The organism is Chryseobacterium culicis (assembly GCF_002979755.1).
In the GTDB taxonomy this organism is placed as follows: Bacteria; Bacteroidota; Bacteroidia; order Flavobacteriales; family Weeksellaceae; genus Chryseobacterium; species Chryseobacterium culicis_A.
Genome location: NZ_PCPP01000001.1, coordinates 730,361 through 747,741, shown reverse-complemented (window position 1 = coordinate 747,741; position 17,381 = coordinate 730,361). Strand labels below are relative to the sequence as shown.

Here is a 17,381-nt window from a genome sequence, read left to right as displayed (position 1 = left end):
GCTTAGTTTTCTACGAATACTTCGTATTTTTTCATTTTTTCACGAATCTTTCCGACGGTTCCCATCTCCAGAATATCGTTAAAATCAAATTTGATCTGATAAAACTGTTCAAGCGCTTCTACGATAAGAAGATGAGACATGGAATCCCATTCCGGGATTTCCTGATAGGTTAGTTTTTCATCTACCAATTCTTTCTTTATAGCGATGGCAGAGGCGATAATTTCATAAAATTCTTCTGTTGTGTTCATTTTAAATTTTTATAGTTTTCCATTTTCCATTTCTAAAAATCATTAGGAATAGTACTGCCAATACAATTTCCGAAGAAACGATAGCGGTAAATATTCCTCTCAGTTCCCAATGAAGTCTTACTCCTAACAAATAAGCCATAGGAAGCTGAATGACATAAAACATCACGAGGTACAGCAGTGTAACCTGCAGAATGTTTCCGGCTGCATTCAAAGCACGGCTGATTACCATTGTGAATCCCAATAGCAGATAAGCCATAGATACCACATGAATATACTGCACTGCATATCTTGCAACTTCAGGTTCTGTAGTGAAGAATTTCACCACATATTCAGCGGCAATCTGCCAGAACAAGGCTACAATTACCAGATAGGTCATGTTGATTGTTCCGGCTCTCCATACTGTTTTTTCTGCACGTTCCGGCTCTCCGGCACCCAGATTCTGTCCGGTAAGAACGCCTGCGGCATTTCCTATTCCCCAGGCTGGCATCGTTGCTACGGAAGCAATACGCTGAGCAATGATATATCCTGCAAGAGCTGTGGTTCCGAAAGTAGATATGATTTTCACCATAATCAGCCAGCTGGATGTAGGAATGATATACTGAACCAATCCTCCGAAGGCTATTTTCAGAATCTTCTGCAGTAATGGCAGATCAAGATGAAAAGGAACTCTGATGCTGATACTGGTTTTACCGGACAGAAATATAAAAGCCTGGTATAAGACTCCTAACAATCTTGATAAAACGGTAGCATAAGCCAATCCCATTAATCCAAAAGCAGGAATAGATCCCAGTCCGAAAACAAGGATTACCGCCAATATGATATTGGAAATATGACAGATCCAAAGTGATTTCATCGCAATATCTGCATCACCCGCTCCCCTGAATAATCCATTTATTGAAAGTCGCAGAATAACAAGTCCGATACTCAGAAATACCAGCCTTGAAAAAGAAACGCCTTCCGTTACTGCATTGGCATTAACTCCCAGAAAATCCACAATTTCCGTTGCAAAATAGCTGGAAACACCGCCAATAAGCACTGCAAAAAGTAAAGCAAGAAGGATGATATACTGAGCTGTTCTGCCCATTCCTTCCTGATCTTTTTCACCTGCTCTTCTGGCTGTGAGAGTCGCTGCCGCAATACCTAACCCTACTGCGATGGCATAAGCAAAGTTGATGTAGTTATCTGTAATTCCCACAAGACCCAGAACTTTGTCTCCTAATTTTGCAATAATCAATAGATTGACACTTACAAAAACAGATTCCATGACAAGTTCCATTACCATGGGAATGGCAAGGCTAAAGATGGAACGGTTGATACTTCCGGAAGTCAGTTCAACTTTTTTCCCGGCTATAGCTCCATACGTAAAAACCGCTCCTTCTTTTAGTATATGCAGGAATTTCCTCATACTGCTGCTACTGAATTTTTATTGGCAATCTGATACAACGGATTAGGTAATGCTCCATCTTTTCTTGGAATGGCAAATGCCTTATTTTCGCTGTAACCATTGTTTTTCAGACGCAGACTGTTGATATAAAATCTTTTGAATGCAGGTACATACAGGTCATACTTTTCGTATCTTTCCTGAAGATGGGTATTCTCAGCTTTATAATTTTCTACACAGTTGTGAACCAATTCCCAGAATATTTCTTCATTAAAGTTGGAATAGGTATGCAGAGCATTTGAAAGATATCTGAAGAATGCATCAAAAACGCCTAATAGAATAAACAACGGAATATTCTCTTTGTTGGAAGACTGGATCAAACCGTCTGCAAGATGTGCAGGAAGTTTTTCTCTGGCTTCAGTTGTTAAAACGATATCATCCACAAAATCTTTAATTACAATTCTCTGTGGAACACCGTTTTTCAGAACAACCATAATGTTTTCTCCGTGTGGCGTTACACATAATGAATGCGTGTAATAAATATGTAATAAAGGAGTCAGATAAGCATCAAGATAGCTTTCAATCCATTCTTTGATACTCATTCCTGCTTTTTCTGCAAATGCCTGAACTAGTGGAACTCCGCTTTCATCTACATAAAGTAAAGAAGCCATGGTTACCATTTGCTCATCTTCTTTCAGATAATTTTCAGCACTTTCTCTCCATAATGCTCCAAGGAATTCATTATATTGATAAGGTACACTGGCAATAGCTCCATATTGTGGATGCAGATAGGCAATGGCTGCCTCTTCTCCTAAGAAAATAGTTCCTTTGCTTTCCAGATAAGCATCATCTTTGATTAATCCTTTTACCCAATCTGTAATGGCTGGAGCAATTTTCATCTGTTTAGGTGATAATCCTCTGATATTTCCTGTGCTCAGAATAGAAACAGCTGTTTTCAAATATCTTTTCTTCGGATGATCTACATTGAATAAAGTACGGATACTCTGCTGTGGACTGTAAGTATCACTACCCTTACCCATTGGGATTAAAAGCCCTGAAGCAAGATCTCCTGCAAAATGAATCTGAAGTTTGTGTTCCCATTGCCATGGATGTACAGGGATAAAATGATAATCTTCAACAATTTTTCCTTCGCTCATCAGCTGCTGCTGAAAATCATTATACAAAAGATCTCCTATTTCTGAACGATAAAAATCTTCTCTGTTGATGTATTCCAAAGCCTGGAATGATGATCTGCTTTTATGGGAAGCCAGCCAGATTACTTTTAAATTCTCATCTGCTTCAGGAGCAAATGTTTTCAGATCACGGGGAGAAAAACCTAATCGGCTTTTGTTCACAATCACCCACGGATGTCCGGTCATATTGTGCTCTACCGTTTGATAATCAGCATCAGCAAGATCTTTTGAAGACATTACTCCTTTAGATAAAATCAAAGCATCACAATATAACGTATGCAGTAATTCTTCTGTATATCTTGCAATGGTATAAGGATCCAGATCAAATACAGTCTGCATTTCCAGGAAGAAAGCCGCTACATCTATAGCAGATAAATCTTCACCATTTTCGGTCTTAGTAATGCTGTCTTTATCAATATGCCAATAATCCATCATTCTCTCCTGCCCGCGGAAGCTGTAGGTAATATTTTCAACTCCGGTTTCAAGTTTAAAAACTGTATATCCGTCTTTATCTTCAAAAGTTACCACAGGTTTTAGAAGCTCTTCGTGCATCAGTTCTGCGATGGTTTTGGCCATTAAGTTTCTGTTAGCCTGATTCCAGTTTTCCTGGCTTACTGTATTTTTTAAGTTGGTGTTCATTTTTTAATTAAATTTTGGCAGTTGGTAAATCAGCGTATTTTTCCACATCAAAGTCCTGGAAAGCAATCTTCTTTTCAATTTTATAATGCTCTCTTCCCAGAATATCATTGATGATGTAGGAATTACGGTAAGCAGCCATTCCCAGATCGGTAGAAATATAGCTGTGTGTGTGTACTTCGGCATGAAGCACATAGATTTCGCCTTCGTTATGATCTATTGAATAATTCCTGTTGACATCAAACAATCCGCTTGAATCTCTCTTGATTCTGGATTGGATATTCTTTAAGAATGCAGGCTCATGATAACGGTATCCGGTTCCCAAAATCAGATAATCAGCTTCCTGATCATAAGGCACATCCTGTTCAAGTTGTGTAAACTCAAGATTGATGAAGTCCGGGTTGCTGTTATCTACCTTATTCAGCTGGCTGTTAGGAATAATTTTAAGATTAGGATCAGCATTATCAATATTCAGATCGTAAATAAAATCATAGATATCATTGATTAGGTCGTAATTGATCCCTTTAAACTGAGCCTGTTGCTTGCTTAAAATAGTTTTCCTTGCAGACTCACTTCTGTTGTAGAAATATTCAACATAATCAGGGGAAGTAAGCTCCAATGTCAGTTTAGAATATTCCATAGGGAAAAATCTGTCCGGACGGGAATACCAACCCAGTTGTGTTTTTTCATTCCTGTTTTGAAGCAGATCATAGAAAACCTCTGCAGCACTCTGCCCCGAACCGATAATGGCAATTTTCTTTCCTTGAGACAGCAATTCCTCTTTTCTATACAGATAAGCACTGGTATGAATAACACGGGAATCATCTTTGGGAATAAAAGAAGGAATATGAGGCTGTGTTCCTGTTCCTAAAATCAGTCTTTCCGTTTTAAAAACAGTCGTCTCTTTTGTTTTGGTGTGAACTGTCGTCACATGATATAATCCATCTTCATAAGTAATATCCATTACCTGCGTTGAAAAACGGCACTGTGGAAGCTGTTCAATCACCCATTGGCAGTAACGGTTGTACTCTTTCCTAGGGATAAAGAAGTTTTCTCTGATAAAAAACTTATACAGTCTTCCGGTTTCCTTTAAATAATTCAAAAGACTCAAAGGACTGGTTGGATCAGCCATGGATACACAGTCACACAAAAATGGAGTCTGCAGGGTTACATGGTCAATCATCAATCCCGGATGCCAGTCGAAACCATCTCTCTGGTCCAGAAAAAGGGTCTTCAGTTCCGAAATCGGATTGGATAATGCGGCAAGTCCCAGATTGAAAGGGCCAATACCTATGCCTATTACATTGTATACGGCTTCGTTAGTCATTTTTTGTGATGTTTGTGGTGATTTGTACCTCTTTATTTTGCGGGAATTTTTCCCAGTACCATTCTCTGTAACAGAAGTTCAGATTGGCTTTTTTATGAGGCATTTCAATTACTTTGTCTACTTTGAAGCCTACATGGGCTTTATTCATCATAGAAGCAAGAGAGTCTACAGACCCTTCCCCTACCATTTTTCCTACCTGTGGCTGTGCAAAAACATAGTCAACCATAGATTGAGTGGATGGAGATACAAATTTCTTTTTAGGATCAATAGGTGCAATAAACTGGTGCGTTCCATAATCTGTAGGCAATACATCATAGTAATCTCCCACGATATCTCTGCATGCCCAGTACACCTCTATATTACAGGAAGGCTCATCATTACCTGCAATGATATAACTGTGGGCTTCATCACTTGGAAGCATCAGTCTGTAGTAGGTTTCAAGCTCATCAATAGGCCAGTTCATCTGCCATATTTTTACGGCATGTTCACGGTTGAACCATTCATGAAGCATTTCAAGGTCATTTTCAAGATCTATAGGACGCATACTCATGGTTACATCCTCTTTCTGGAAGTATCTTTTGAAGAAAACTTCTTTTCCTTGTGGGTGAATCAGTTGATCTGAGAAGAAATGTTTGTGAAGAAGATTCGGAACTTTCGCATAAGCAATAGATGCTGCATTCACGCCTCCGTCTACATCAGCTACGGCCGATTGTAAGTTAGATTTAACCGCCCAATATCTTTGATTTAATGCATAATCCGTTAATGATGAAGGTTCAGTTTCATGAAGATTTTCAAACTCCCTGTAAAGGATATGAATCAATCTTCTTTCTTTAACCAATCCTGTTTTGCCTATTGATGAGATCAAAGCACTCAGATTGCTTACCAAAAGATGGTGGGAAATAATGTCTAAAAGGCGCTCATCTCTAATGAAAAGATCTTCAACTTCAGGATATTCTGTAATCAGGGATTCATATTTTCCTTTGAAACTTTCTTTAATCAGATATCCCTGTCCGTCTCTTACATAGATAGATTCCGGTAAAAGCTGATTGTCAAGCTGAACAAGAAGGTTTTGCTGATGAACTTCCGGAGCCATCCCTAATTGATTGAACAATCTGTTTAAAGGAGAAAGCAATAGATTTACATACTTTTCAAACCAGATAATAGCCGCTTTTTCAGCATCTACCCCTAATTGATTGGCCACATTTTTAAAGAAATGTGCCGTAAAATTGAAACCATCTGTAGATTCATCCTGACAAAGCCTTGCCAGTAAAATAACTTTATCTTCATTGGAAAAAGGATTTTCACGGAGCAGTATATTCAAGCTGTCCATATTCTTTCCTTCGTAATGAACACTTACGGTGGAAGGTTCCAGTAATAATTTAAAATTCGGGAAGTTTTGTTCAAACGAAGCTTTTTGATGCTGCCACCAGATTGCAGAAGCATACCCTCTGTTGAGATCTTTTAAACTGTTTGTTCTTACCGAGCCTGTCATTAAAACATGCAGAGAGAATTTCAACATCCAGCTGAAGTCAGGATTATATACTGTTCTTATAGAAGAAGTCGCATAAAAATCCTCCCCCAAAGGTCCGATGTGAATAATTTTTCCTGAACCTAACATTTCAGGGTATTCTGCTGTTGATAAAAGATATTGTGCCTCCCATGGATGGCATGGAACTATATAAAAATCATTGATGTTTTCAAAATCGTAGCTTTCCGGTAAAGAAGTCCATTTTTCGAAGATTTCTTTTGCTGAAATCCCTGGAAGAGATTTTTCTGTAATACAGTCTTTATGAATCAGGAAGTAATCCAGCTGAAATCCTTTTCCGAATTCCGGACCGTATAAAAGCTGTTCTTCCTCAGAGAATCCCATTCTTGATTTGGTGAAAGGATGTAGATTATGTCCTGCAGGAAGCATTTGTTCAGATTCCAAGAAGGAATAGGTTAAAAGCTGATCATCCTGAAGACATGCTTCCGTTGTTTTTTCCAGATTTCTTAAACTGCTTTGAATTCTTTCTACAAACTGTTTGAATCCAGTTTCGTTTGTTGTTTCTGAAAACTCCTTGTAAACCAATTCAGTCAGTTTTTCATTATTGACTTCAAAAACCTCTTGATTTTGATGGTCAACGGCCCACAAAACAGGTCCGTATTCATGAAAAAGAGTTTCGGAACGATAAAAAACGGGAGCGAACAGGAACAATCCGCTTTTCTTCATTTCAAATCTCATATACAGCGGATAATTACTGTTCTGCAGAGCTTTTGCTGTAAGGAGATCATATTTTGGAACTCCCTGATAGAATTTTCCATTTCCCAGTTCTCTCAGCATTCCGTTAAGAAGAATTCTGAAGGTAATTTCTCTGGCTTGTTCTCCTGTTTTATTTTTCTGAATTAAAGTCTTTTCCATGTCTTTTGATTGTGGTAAGAATTTGATAAATATCTTCAGTAGTGGTAATCGGGTTCAGGAAGGTAAATTTCAGATAGAAGTTTCCATCAACCTTTGTGCTGGCTACAAGGATTTCTCCGCTGTAGAAAAGTTTCATCTTAATGTATTGATTCAGGGCATTCAGATCACTGATTTCCGGATTTATATATCTGAAAACAAGAACACTTAAGTCAGAATCTGAAAGCAATTCAAAATCTGCATCTTCAGTAATCATTGCCGCTGCATCTTTGGTAAGATCAATCACGGTATCTGTATATTCTGCCAGCTGTTCTCTACCCATCATTCTTATGGTAAACCAAAGCTTTAAAGCATCAAATCTTCGGGTACTCTGCGTAATGGATTTATTGATCTGTGCCGGAATTTCTTCTTCGTCCATTTCTTTTGGATTCAAATAATCGGCGTGATGTTTAAGAATCAACAGTTCTTTTTTATTTTTAACAATAAAGGCACTGCTGCTGATTGGCTGGAAGAATGACTTATGGTAATCAATTGTTACTGAATCTGCTCTTTCAATACCATTAATCAGATTGCGGTATTTGTCACTTAATAGTAAAGCACATCCGTAAGCGGCATCTACGTGCATCCATATATTATACTGCTCTGCAATATTGGCGATATCTTCCAGTGGATCAATATTTCCAAAGTCTGTAGTCCCTGCTGTTGCAACAATACCGATAGGAATATTTCCTAACTGTTCTTCTCTTTTAATGTATTTTTTCAAAAGAGAAATGTCCATACGGAATCTGTCATCGGTAGGAACTTTAACAATGCTTTTCTCACCCAATCCCATAATGGAAGCATTTTTTAAATTGCTGAAGTGAGATTTATCTGAAACAAATATTCTGAAACGGCTTGCCTCTGCCGGCAGACCATCCATTTTAATATTGTGGTTGTATCTTTTCTGGGAAAAACAGTCACGCATCATAACCAATCCCATTAAATTGCTCTGTGAGCCCCCTGCTGTGAAAACGCCATCGCTTTCAGTGGTATTATATCCGATTTGACCCGCTGTCCAGTCGATCAGTTTTCTTTCCATAAAAGTTCCACCGGCACTCTGATCATAAGTATCCTGTGAAGAGTTGATAGCACTCACAAGGATTTCTCCTGCCAATGCCGGAATAACTACCGGGCAGTTAAGGTGTGCTACATATTGTGGAAGGTGAAAAGCTGTAGCGTGTTTTACATAAATTTCATCTACTTCCGCAAGAAGTTCATTATAATTGGAAAGTTTTTGATTAAGATCGATCTGTTGTACCATCCCTTTCATTGTTTTGGCTTCTATACCACTGAAAGGTTTGTCGTTTCTGTAAAGAAATTCCTGAACCAGGTCTAAAGTACTATTGACTGCATTACGATAATGATCATAATTGTCTGGATGAAAAATATTCCCAAAATTCCCCGAAATGTGAGGTGAAGTTGTGCTTGCGAGCTCTTCTAGGGAAATTAAATTGTTGTTCATAAAAGTTTTGTAATGTGATTTTTTAAATCTGTGAGTTGTTGTGGTTTTTTTGATATACGATTATATATATCTGATAGTCAGGTTTTTAATTTTTACATTTTTTTTAGATTTTGTTTGGTGGTTGAGTAATTATTCATAAATTTGACTCGGCTATTGTTATTTAGAATAATTAAAAACAAATATAAAAATTATTAGTTAACACCAAATTTTTTTTTAATGAATTCTACAGAAATTTTAGATAAAGACTGTTCTACAGCGGTAAAACTGCTTCCTACGGTCATAGAGGTCACCTCACAGGAGAGAAGAATGATAAAAGATGCTGCACTACATCTTCAGAAAAAGTATGACACTTATGAAAACCGTGATTTTATTAAGCATGTACATCAGCTGGCGTCTTATTTTTTACCGGAGAGAATTTTAAATATAGCGGCTGATTTTGCGAGTGACTTTTCAAAAAATCAGTATGGTGCACTGATCTTTACCGGATTAATGGATATAGATCAGGAGAATATAGGCTCTACCCCTTCAAATTGGCAGACTGCAGATTATTCAAAATTTAATTTATATGGTTTTGCATGTGCACTTATTCATGGAGCGCTGCCATCAAAACCTGTGCAATATTATTCACAGCGTAAAGGAGGTGGATTAATTCATGCCATCATTCCTGATGAGAAAATGAAAGAAACGCAGACGGGATCAGGATCTTCCACAGATTTGTATGTACATACCGAAGATGCTTTCCTGAAACATCAGGCAGATTATTTAAGCTTTATGTATGTAAGAAATGAGGAACAGGTTCCTTCTACTCTTTATTCAATCCGATCTCATGAGTCTATCGGTGAAAACTACAGACCTCTTTTTGAGCGTATTTATAAAATCCCAAAAGATGCGAATCTGGAAACAGGAGATACTGAAGAAGAAACATTAGATTCTGTATTGTATGGGAATTTAAGCCTTCCTTTTATGAGGTTTGATGCTGCAGAACAGCTTTTCAATTCGAGTATAAGACAATCTGAGGAAGCTCAAAGTACGCTGCATGAGTTCTGGGAAGAAGCCAGACATTTGATTTACTCAGGGTTTACGCCTCAGGCGGGAGATGTCATTCTGGTTAATAATCATTTATGTGCTCACGGAAGATCAGCTTTCCGTGCAGGAGTGAGAAAAATTGACGGTATTGAACAGCCTTGTGAGAGAAGAATTATGCTTCGTATGATGAGTAAAGTGAGTCTTATCGATATGAGAGCACACACGCTTACAGAAGATCCGTTCTTTGTAATAGAAGAGCATTTGGGTAAAAACTTTCAACAATTTTAATATGCTGGTTAGTTAGCATTTTGAACATCAATCAATCGTAAATCCTTTTTGGGCATGGCTCAAAAAGGATTTTTTATTTGATTTTCATTCGATTGATCCGTGTCAAGGTTTAAAACCTTGACACGGATCGATTGGGTAAAGCTATCAACAATAAAAAACAAGCGGGCTAAAGCCCGCTTCTATTAATATAAAAACTAATCAAGATTCAATAGGAAAGGGCTTTAGCCCGTTTTAATAATTAAATATAAATTCCAAAGGCTTTAGCCGAAACTTAAAAAACAGGTTTATTGTTTAAAAAATCTGTCAAATAAAGACAATTGTTCAGACAGTGATCTGCTCCAGTATTCGGGAACATGCCCACCCAAAGATTCTGTATAGAGATGCTGGATTTTCATTTCTGTCAGTTTTTTATGAAAATTCCTGTTCATATTGATCATCTGGGTGTCTTCTGTGCCACAATCGAAGATATATTGCTGTCCTGCTCCTGCCATCAGCTTCACTTTACTGTCGGTAAGAAAACTGGGATTAATTGATTCTAATGGTCCAAGAACTTTATTTACCATATATTTTTGATATCCTTCCCCAAATGAGTTGAAATCCAACGCACCACATGAACTTCCTACAATACCAAACGTTTTATTATAAGTAACCCCGATATTGGTTGCTCCATAGCCGCCCATACTCCATCCCATAATGCCACGGAATTTTTTATCGGCTTTCACAGGATAATTTTTATCAATAAATTCTACCAGTTCTTTTCCAATAAAGGTTTGATATTGTGAATCCTTAACAACCGGACTGTCTACATACCATGAACTGTAATTTCCATCCGGAAGCACATAGATCGTTTTAAGTTCCTGTGCTTTTTTAACAAGATCAGGAATATCCTGTTTCATAATTCTGTCAGGATTACCGCTGAAACCATGAAGAATATACACAGACGGATAGGTTGTATTAGGCTGAAGGTTAGGGGTAATAATAACTGTTTTGATCTTTTTATTCATTTTCGGACTGAAAACTTCCTGATGAATAATTTTTTGTGCTGATAGTGGGATAAATGCAACCAGCACAACGACAATTTTGATAAGCTTCTTCATGTTTAAAAATGTTTAATTAATAATAATCATCGGTTTTTATTATAAAACATATAATGTACCAATGACTGTATGATGAAGCAAAATTGCAGCATAAAAAGAAAAAAAACCTCAACATATGTTGAAGCTTTTATTAGTTTATTTCACTCAGATTTCGAATTCATTTTAATGAAGTCAGAAAGCTGGGGAGCGAAGTTATTGAAGTTCAACAATAAAATTCCAAGAGGGTTATTATTTTTTATAAAAAAGTTATCTAAACTTTACCAACCACAAAAGTCACCAGAGCTATTATTTTAAAACATTTTAGTTCACTTAAGTAAGTTTACAATGATGCAGTAGAAAAGTTCACATAAGATGAAAATCAAACATTTTCACAAAACTTAGGTGTACTGATTATACATAAAGCTTAGCCCAAAAAAACTTCAGTATTTAAAACTTTTGTGTCTTTTGTGGTTAAAAAATCAATATAAAAGATCAGACAGCTTCAGTCCAGAAAATTAAATTTTCTTAAACCGAACTCAGGGTACTTTATTCCACTCAGAATTAGGAATATCAGTTAATTTCTTTTTTGATACGGCTTAGCTGTGTAGGAGTAATTCCAAGGAAAGAAGCGATATGATGTTGCTTTAATCTGTTGTACAAAGATTGATTTTCAAGTAACTGTAAATACCGTTTTTTTGCAGTTTCATATTTCAGAGATACTTCCAGAGGTTCTTTTTTCACTACCCAGTTTTTTTCCAGATAATACATATGAAAAAGAGCCAGATCATGATGCTTTTCCAACAATTCTCTATACTGTTTTGCCGGATATTGGATAACTGCACAATCTTCCAGTGCAATAATATTGAAATCGCTGGGTACATTTTTAATAATGGCTGCAGTGGAGGCAACAAAGCTGTTTTCTTCAAAGAAGATTTTATAAATATTATCTCCCTGTTCATCTACCGTATAATACCCTATTAATCCTGATTTGATAAAATAATAATACCTTGCCATGGAACCGGATTCCAGCAGAAGATCATTTTTGTGATAGTACTCTTCTGTACAGATATCCAGTAAATCTTGAATTGTTTCTTCAGATAAAGGATAATACTGATTGATATGCTTTACAAATTCTGAATTGTTCATTTTGAATATTTTACACAATTATCAGTGAAAATTTGTGCTATCTGTGGGCAAAAAAAATTAATCCAACATTTTCTTCATCATCAGATCGGTCTGTTCTTCTTCTCCAAGTCTGAAAATATGTTTATCAAATTCAGCAAATCCATTTTTTCTGTAAAATTGTAAAGCCCTCAGGTTTTCTTCCCAGACACCCAGCCATAAGTATAATTTATTAAGCTGTCTGGCGGTATCTAAAGCTTGATCATAAAGGAGTTGTCCTACTTTTTTCCCGTGATGGCTTTTCTTCACATAGATTCTTTCAATTTCAAGGCTGGTATCATCCTGAAGTTCTGTCTGTGCATTTCCTGTATTCACTTTCAGATAGCCTACCGGATTGTCTTCTTCCCAGGCAATATAGAAAAGAGAATCAGGATTATTCAGCTCTGATTTTACCTTTTCTGTGTTGAAGCTTTCTTCCAGATACTTTTTCATAGATTCTTCAGTATTATCTTCAGCAAATGTTTCTGAAAATGTCTGAATTCCTAAGCTTTGTACCACGTCTAAGTCTTCAGCAGTCGCTTTGTTTATAATAATTGAACTCATGATAGTAAGAATGAATGTTATGAGAAAAGAATTTTCTTAAATGCTTCAGAAGCCAGGTGTACCTGTACACTCCAATCGTCTGCAGCATCACTTCCGGCATCATCAGAAATATATTTCAGACATAGAAACGGGATATTCTCCTGTTGGGCAATCAGTGCCAGTGGATAGGCTTCCATGTCTACAATATTATAATCCGTTTCAGAATGGTTCATTTCAAAACTGTCGCCACTTCCGCATATTCCTTCCTGCAAAGTTTCCATTTTAAGGCCATATTCTAATACAGGTGGTACTCCGGATAGAGGGGTTTCATATAATTTAAATCCTAATCCTCTTACATCCATATCTCTTTGGATGAATTTTGTACAGCATACCACTTCTCCTTTGTGAAATCCTTTACTACCTGCAGAACCTAAATTCACGATCAGTTTTGGTTTTCTTGTATGAATTTCTTTCGTCAATTCGATTGCGGCATTTACCTTTCCAATACCTGTAATTAATTTGTTTTTATCATCAAAAACAGTTCCTGCTTCGGAATCTAAGGCAAAAACAAAAAGGGTATCATCAATTGAATAATGGGTTTCGTTGTTAATTTTTATCATTGAGAAATTAGATTTATGCAGTTGTTGTCACTGTATTACAAAGATACAACAGGTTTTCTTTTTTTTGCATTAAGAATGATGAATATTAAATAGCAGGCAACAAATAGAATCAAGGGAATTTTAAATGCCAGATAATTAAACTTTTCTATGGGGACTTGAATCATTTTGCTTACAATTGGTGACAACATCATTATGAAACTCAAGATCGTTATTGACACTTTATTTTTCCATCTTGAAATAGTAAGAACAATACCCAAAAGTCCTAATACAGCAAAAACCTGATCTATATTTCCGAAATCAAAAGCGGTAAATACTAGCCAAAAAATAAATGGTAATCCCATCATTTGTCCCATTAAAACAATGAGCAGATAAGAAATAATTGATGTATATCTTAGAGTATTAATAGTCATACCATGAGTTATTTTCAAATATACAGATATCCTCTCATATTTCTAAAAATTCCAGGCATTTCCTATTAAAAACCCCAAAACAAATAAATGTTTTGGGGTTTTGATATCTTAAATACTGCATCCATCTGCATCACAGGAAGCTCCGCTGCCTCCCGAGAGATCTTTAAACGGACTTACAGTTTCTTTATAAGTCTGCTGAAGTGCATTTTCAAATACTTCTACCGGCTGAGCTCCGGAAACAGCATATTTACCATTCAGAACAAAGAATGGAACTCCGGAAACACCATTATTTCTTGCTTCCTGAATATCCTGATTCACTTTATAATCCAGCTGATCTGTTGTAACTGCCTGGATTGCCTCGTCTTTATCAATTCCCAAACTTTCAGCAAGAGCCACTAAAACATCTCTATCTCCTACGTTTTTACCGTCGATAAAATGAGCGATAAACAATGCTTCTTCCATTTCATTGGATTTGTTATGCTTTTTGGCTAAATGAAGCAATTTATGAGCGCTGAAAGTGTTGGTGATCAATGTTTTTCCAAAATTAAAATCAATTCCAGCTCCTTTACCCATTTGTGTTACCTGACCAAGCATTTGTGTAGCCTGGGCTTCTGCAACCCCCTTTTTTTCTCTAAAATACTGAATTGTATCCTGCGTTTCCTTAGGATCTAAAGTAGGATCCAACTGAAAACTCTTCCACTCTACTTCTACTTCATCTTTAAAAGGAAGTTTACTTAAAGCCTGCTCAAAATTATTCTTTCCAATATAGCAAAACGGACACATTACATCCGACCAAATTTCTATTTTCATTGTATTTAATTTTAAATCAAATTAATAGTGCAAAGGTACTATAATTTATTCAATGTAACAAAAATTGTTACAGTTTAATTCTGACAGGTGGAAAGTACCTGGCTGCGTTTTTCAACGATCCCTTTTAAGATCATCATCAGAAAAGCAAGAAGCCCGAAGATCACGCCTATCCAGGGAATATACTCTACTCCTTTTGTCACGATAACCCATCCTCCAATTGTGGTTCCCAGCGTCACTCCCAGATTTCCGAATGAAGTGGCAAGGCTGTTGGCAAACTCCAGCGAATCCGGTGCGGAAGAAATCATATAGGTAGAGGCATTCAAAAAGCTTGGTGAATACAAAAATCCCCAGATTCCAATGACCGCAATTGTTGCTAAGAGATTCCCATCAGAAAAATATAAAAGAACAGGCACTAAAATAGTTCCGGAAAGAAAAATAGCCGTTGTTGCTGCTACATTTTTATTGAGCATTTTTCCTGCTACTCCATTGGCTGCCACTCCGATAATTCCGAATAACAAAAGCATATAGCTTACCATTGAAGTATCCATTCCTTTGGCTTTGTTCAGATAATCTGCAAAATAACTATAGGTAGAAAACCAGGCTGTAATCATAAAAAAATTAGTCAGAGTACTCAGAACAAATGGAGGCTGTTTCAATATTCGGATCTGATTTCCATAAGATTTTTTCTCCTTCACAGGCATCGGAGGAAGAAGGAAATAAATGACAACCAGGGCAATCAAACTGACTATAGTTTGTATCATGAATGAATATTCCCAGGACCACAGGCCAGCAATCCATGTTGCAAAAGGAACTGTAGTGACCATGGCAATGGCTACTCCATTAAAAACAATCCCCATGAGTTCATTCTTTTTACGGTCATCCGCCTGAGAAACAGCTACAGATAATGCAGTCGCAATATATACAGGCTGGAGAAAAGCAGGTAAAATTCTTACCAACATCAGCAGCCAGAAAGGTGGTGAAAAAGAAGACACAAACCCTGTCACCAGAAACATAAAAATGGCCGTGAGCATTATTTTTTTACGGTCAAAACCTGAGGTAAGTAAGGTCATAAAAGGTCCTGTAAGAGCAATGATTAATGCAAAAGCGCTTAACAGATACCCTGCTTTGTCTATACTCATTTGATAATGTTCTGCAATTTGCGGAAGAATTCCGATAACGCCGAATTCTGTTGTAATAACGGCTATAAATCCCAGACATCCAATGTACGCATACTTCTTCATGATCCTGTTTATTCGTCAGATTTTAAATTTTGATGAGCAAAATCTGCCATTTCATTCACCGCCAATTGCATTTCCTCCAACAGATCTCCCATATGCATAAACCCATGAACCATATCTTTATAAAGGCTTGTTTTAAGGGTTACTCCTGCATTTTCCATGTTCAGAGAAAGCTGTTTCCCATCATCCAGCAAAGGATCATGTTCCGCCAGAATGATTAATGTAGGCGGAGTTTCTTTAAAATCTTTTATCAAAACAGGAATCGCTAGAGGATTACCTTTCTCTTCTTCGGGAAGATAGCCTGCCCACGCATCAATGCCTCCCTGTTTGTTAAGAACCGGACCATTTTCATATGTTTCCCATGATTTTGAGTTCAATTGATTGTCAGCGGCAGGATAAATCAGAATCTGAAATTTCAACTGTTTTCCTAACTGAGTGGAAACTACCGTTGCCAAAGCACCTCCGGCACTGTCACCTATAATTCCAATTTTATCAGGATCAATCCCTAAAGATTCTGCATTTTTGAACACCCAGTTTATCCCATCAATACAGTCATTCAAGCCTGCCGGGAAAGGATGTTCCGGAGCAAGGCGATAATCTATAAAAATAACTACAGATCCGGTTTTATTAGCCAGTTTTCGAACGACAGCATCATGGGTTTCATATCCTCCTGCTATAAACCATCCTCCATGAATATAAATAATAGCTGATGACTGTTGTATTTCTTTTCCATGAGGTCGGTAAATACGAACAGGAATCTGATGATTGTCCTGCTGAATACTCAGTTCTTCAATCATCGCTACTGATTCTTTTTTACCACTTAACTGCAACGACATCGTCTCAAGATATTTACGGGCACCGTCTAAAGAATCCTTTGGATTGAAAGGTTGTATTGTTTCTAAATGATTTAAAATCTGTGTTATTTTAGGGGTTAATTGCATTTCTATTTTGATTTAAGTTATTGTTTCTGCTGCGAACATGAGCGCTATTGTTCTTTATTGCAGTATATTTTCTGTTTTGAGCAACAAAATTAAATCTCAACCCTTACATTTGCATTGTATACAGCTAAATGTATGGTACTAACAAATTTGTAAGTAATGGGTAAGATAAAAGAAAATTCAACGAATAATATCAACAGACAGTATATACAGGGTTGTGATCTGAGTTACGCAGTATGTAAAATCGGAGGCCGATGGAAACTGATTATTTTAAATAAATTAAAAGATGGGAAATTACGTTTCAGTGAACTTAGAAACTCTATCTCAGGGATAACAGAAAGAATGCTGACGCTTCAGTTAAGAGAACTGGAGAAAGAAAGTCTGGTGAAGAGAACCGTACATGCGGAAGTTCCTCCAAGGGTAGATTATGAACTTACAGCTATTGCCAGAGAGTTGATTCCGATCTGGAAACAGCTCGATGAATGGGGCGGAAAGCATAGAGAATTGATGCAGGTACAAGAGAATGCAGAAGAGTATAAATAAAAAAGTTTCGGGGATTTTATCTACGATAAAATCCCCGAAACTTA

16 protein-coding genes are annotated in these 17,381 nt (G+C 36.9%); 2 read left to right on the top strand and 14 right to left on the bottom strand.

Going from position 1 to position 17,381, the window contains the following annotated elements; genetic code table 11:
• Positions 1 to 2 precede the first annotated feature (2 nt).
• The 6 genes from CQ022_RS03535 to CQ022_RS03510 are packed head-to-tail and all read right to left on the bottom strand — an operon-like array spanning position 3 to position 8,684.
• Entirely contained in the window at positions 3 to 248 is a 246-nt protein-coding gene (locus CQ022_RS03535; protein WP_047374822.1) for an acyl carrier protein, read from the bottom strand.
• Between the two features lies 1 nt (position 249).
• Positions 250 to 1,653: an MATE family efflux transporter gene (locus CQ022_RS03530; RefSeq protein ID WP_105682335.1), complete on the bottom strand. Its 1,404-nt coding sequence runs from the start codon at positions 1,651 to 1,653 to the stop codon at positions 250 to 252.
• Positions 1,650 to 3,461, bottom strand: a complete 1,812-nt coding sequence (locus CQ022_RS03525; RefSeq protein ID WP_105682336.1) for an IucA/IucC family protein — start codon at positions 3,459 to 3,461, stop codon at positions 1,650 to 1,652. Before CQ022_RS03525 ends, CQ022_RS03530 begins: the two co-directional genes overlap by 4 nt.
• A gap of 7 nt (positions 3,462 to 3,468) precedes the next feature.
• Complete coding sequence (locus CQ022_RS03520; protein ID WP_105682337.1) at positions 3,469 to 4,785, bottom strand: lysine N(6)-hydroxylase/L-ornithine N(5)-oxygenase family protein; 1,317 nt, start codon at positions 4,783 to 4,785, stop codon at positions 3,469 to 3,471.
• Complete coding sequence (locus CQ022_RS03515) at positions 4,778 to 7,186, bottom strand: GNAT family N-acetyltransferase (protein WP_105682338.1); 2,409 nt, start codon at positions 7,184 to 7,186, stop codon at positions 4,778 to 4,780. Before CQ022_RS03515 ends, CQ022_RS03520 begins: the two co-directional genes overlap by 8 nt.
• Positions 7,158 to 8,684, bottom strand: coding sequence for a pyridoxal phosphate-dependent decarboxylase family protein (locus CQ022_RS03510; RefSeq protein ID WP_105682339.1), 1,527 nt, complete (start codon positions 8,682 to 8,684; stop codon positions 7,158 to 7,160). Before CQ022_RS03510 ends, CQ022_RS03515 begins: the two co-directional genes overlap by 29 nt.
• A 216-nt stretch (positions 8,685 to 8,900) precedes the next feature.
• Here CQ022_RS03510 and CQ022_RS03505 point away from each other — a divergent pair, with 216 nt between their 5' ends.
• Entirely contained in the window at positions 8,901 to 9,998 is a 1,098-nt protein-coding gene (locus tag CQ022_RS03505; RefSeq protein ID WP_105682340.1) for a TauD/TfdA family dioxygenase, read from the top strand.
• A gap of 284 nt (positions 9,999 to 10,282) precedes the next feature.
• On the opposite strand, the gene CQ022_RS03500 is transcribed toward CQ022_RS03505, so the two are convergent.
• The 8 genes from CQ022_RS03500 to CQ022_RS03460 form a co-directional block, all read right to left on the bottom strand.
• Positions 10,283 to 11,095, bottom strand: a complete 813-nt coding sequence (locus tag CQ022_RS03500; RefSeq protein ID WP_105682341.1) for an alpha/beta hydrolase — start codon at positions 11,093 to 11,095, stop codon at positions 10,283 to 10,285.
• Between the two features lie 549 nt (positions 11,096 to 11,644).
• On the bottom strand, positions 11,645 to 12,220 hold the full coding sequence (locus CQ022_RS03490; RefSeq protein ID WP_105682343.1) for a Crp/Fnr family transcriptional regulator: 576 nt from the start codon (positions 12,218 to 12,220) through the stop codon (positions 11,645 to 11,647).
• 57 nt (positions 12,221 to 12,277) lie between these two features.
• Positions 12,278 to 12,799 carry a GNAT family N-acetyltransferase gene (locus CQ022_RS03485; RefSeq protein WP_105682344.1) on the bottom strand — a complete coding sequence of 174 codons (522 nt, stop codon included), beginning with the start codon at positions 12,797 to 12,799 and terminating at the stop codon, positions 12,278 to 12,280.
• A 17-nt stretch (positions 12,800 to 12,816) separates the two neighbouring features.
• Entirely contained in the window at positions 12,817 to 13,398 is a 582-nt protein-coding gene (locus CQ022_RS03480) for a nucleosidase (protein ID WP_105682345.1), read from the bottom strand.
• Positions 13,399 to 13,433: 35 nt separating this feature from the next.
• Positions 13,434 to 13,808 carry a hypothetical protein gene (locus CQ022_RS03475; protein WP_228421637.1) on the bottom strand — a complete coding sequence of 125 codons (375 nt, stop codon included), beginning with the start codon at positions 13,806 to 13,808 and terminating at the stop codon, positions 13,434 to 13,436.
• Positions 13,809 to 13,916: 108 nt separating this feature from the next.
• Positions 13,917 to 14,618, bottom strand: a complete 702-nt coding sequence (locus CQ022_RS03470) for a DsbA family oxidoreductase (RefSeq protein ID WP_105682346.1) — start codon at positions 14,616 to 14,618, stop codon at positions 13,917 to 13,919.
• A gap of 74 nt (positions 14,619 to 14,692) precedes the next feature.
• Positions 14,693 to 15,859 carry an MFS transporter gene (locus CQ022_RS03465; RefSeq protein WP_105682347.1) on the bottom strand — a complete coding sequence of 389 codons (1,167 nt, stop codon included), beginning with the start codon at positions 15,857 to 15,859 and terminating at the stop codon, positions 14,693 to 14,695.
• Between the two features lie 8 nt (positions 15,860 to 15,867).
• Complete coding sequence (locus CQ022_RS03460) at positions 15,868 to 16,797, bottom strand: alpha/beta hydrolase (RefSeq protein ID WP_105682348.1); 930 nt, start codon at positions 16,795 to 16,797, stop codon at positions 15,868 to 15,870.
• Positions 16,798 to 16,953: 156 nt separating this feature from the next.
• On the opposite strand from CQ022_RS03460, the gene CQ022_RS03455 reads away from it, so the two are divergent.
• Entirely contained in the window at positions 16,954 to 17,337 is a 384-nt protein-coding gene (locus CQ022_RS03455) for a winged helix-turn-helix transcriptional regulator (RefSeq protein WP_105682349.1), read from the top strand.
• Positions 17,338 to 17,381 lie beyond the last annotated feature (44 nt).

Bases quoted from the DNA above. Each gene is read 5' to 3' on its own strand.
- CQ022_RS03505 (WP_105682340.1), top strand. From the start codon at position 8,901: ATGAATTCTACAGAAATTTTAGATAAAGACTGTTCTACAGCGGTAAAA.
- CQ022_RS03510 (WP_105682339.1), bottom strand. From the start codon at position 8,684: ATGAACAACAATTTAATTTCCCTAGAAGAGCTCGCAAGCACAACTTCA.
- CQ022_RS03475 (WP_228421637.1), bottom strand. From the start codon at position 13,808: ATGACTATTAATACTCTAAGATATACATCAATTATTTCTTATCTGCTC.
- CQ022_RS03490 (WP_105682343.1), bottom strand. From the start codon at position 12,220: ATGAACAATTCAGAATTTGTAAAGCATATCAATCAGTATTATCCTTTA.
- CQ022_RS03480 (WP_105682345.1), bottom strand. From the start codon at position 13,398: ATGATAAAAATTAACAACGAAACCCATTATTCAATTGATGATACCCTT.
- CQ022_RS03460 (WP_105682348.1), bottom strand. From the start codon at position 16,797: ATGCAATTAACCCCTAAAATAACACAGATTTTAAATCATTTAGAAACA.
- CQ022_RS03520 (WP_105682337.1), bottom strand. From the start codon at position 4,785: ATGACTAACGAAGCCGTATACAATGTAATAGGCATAGGTATTGGCCCT.
- CQ022_RS03455 (WP_105682349.1), top strand. From the start codon at position 16,954: ATGGGTAAGATAAAAGAAAATTCAACGAATAATATCAACAGACAGTAT.
- CQ022_RS03470 (WP_105682346.1), bottom strand. From the start codon at position 14,618: ATGAAAATAGAAATTTGGTCGGATGTAATGTGTCCGTTTTGCTATATT.
- CQ022_RS03515 (WP_105682338.1), bottom strand. From the start codon at position 7,186: ATGGAAAAGACTTTAATTCAGAAAAATAAAACAGGAGAACAAGCCAGA.
- CQ022_RS03465 (WP_105682347.1), bottom strand. From the start codon at position 15,859: ATGAAGAAGTATGCGTACATTGGATGTCTGGGATTTATAGCCGTTATT.
- CQ022_RS03535 (WP_047374822.1), bottom strand. From the start codon at position 248: ATGAACACAACAGAAGAATTTTATGAAATTATCGCCTCTGCCATCGCT.
- CQ022_RS03525 (WP_105682336.1), bottom strand. From the start codon at position 3,461: ATGAACACCAACTTAAAAAATACAGTAAGCCAGGAAAACTGGAATCAG.
- CQ022_RS03485 (WP_105682344.1), bottom strand. From the start codon at position 12,799: ATGAGTTCAATTATTATAAACAAAGCGACTGCTGAAGACTTAGACGTG.
- CQ022_RS03500 (WP_105682341.1), bottom strand. From the start codon at position 11,095: ATGAAGAAGCTTATCAAAATTGTCGTTGTGCTGGTTGCATTTATCCCA.
- CQ022_RS03530 (WP_105682335.1), bottom strand. From the start codon at position 1,653: ATGAGGAAATTCCTGCATATACTAAAAGAAGGAGCGGTTTTTACGTAT.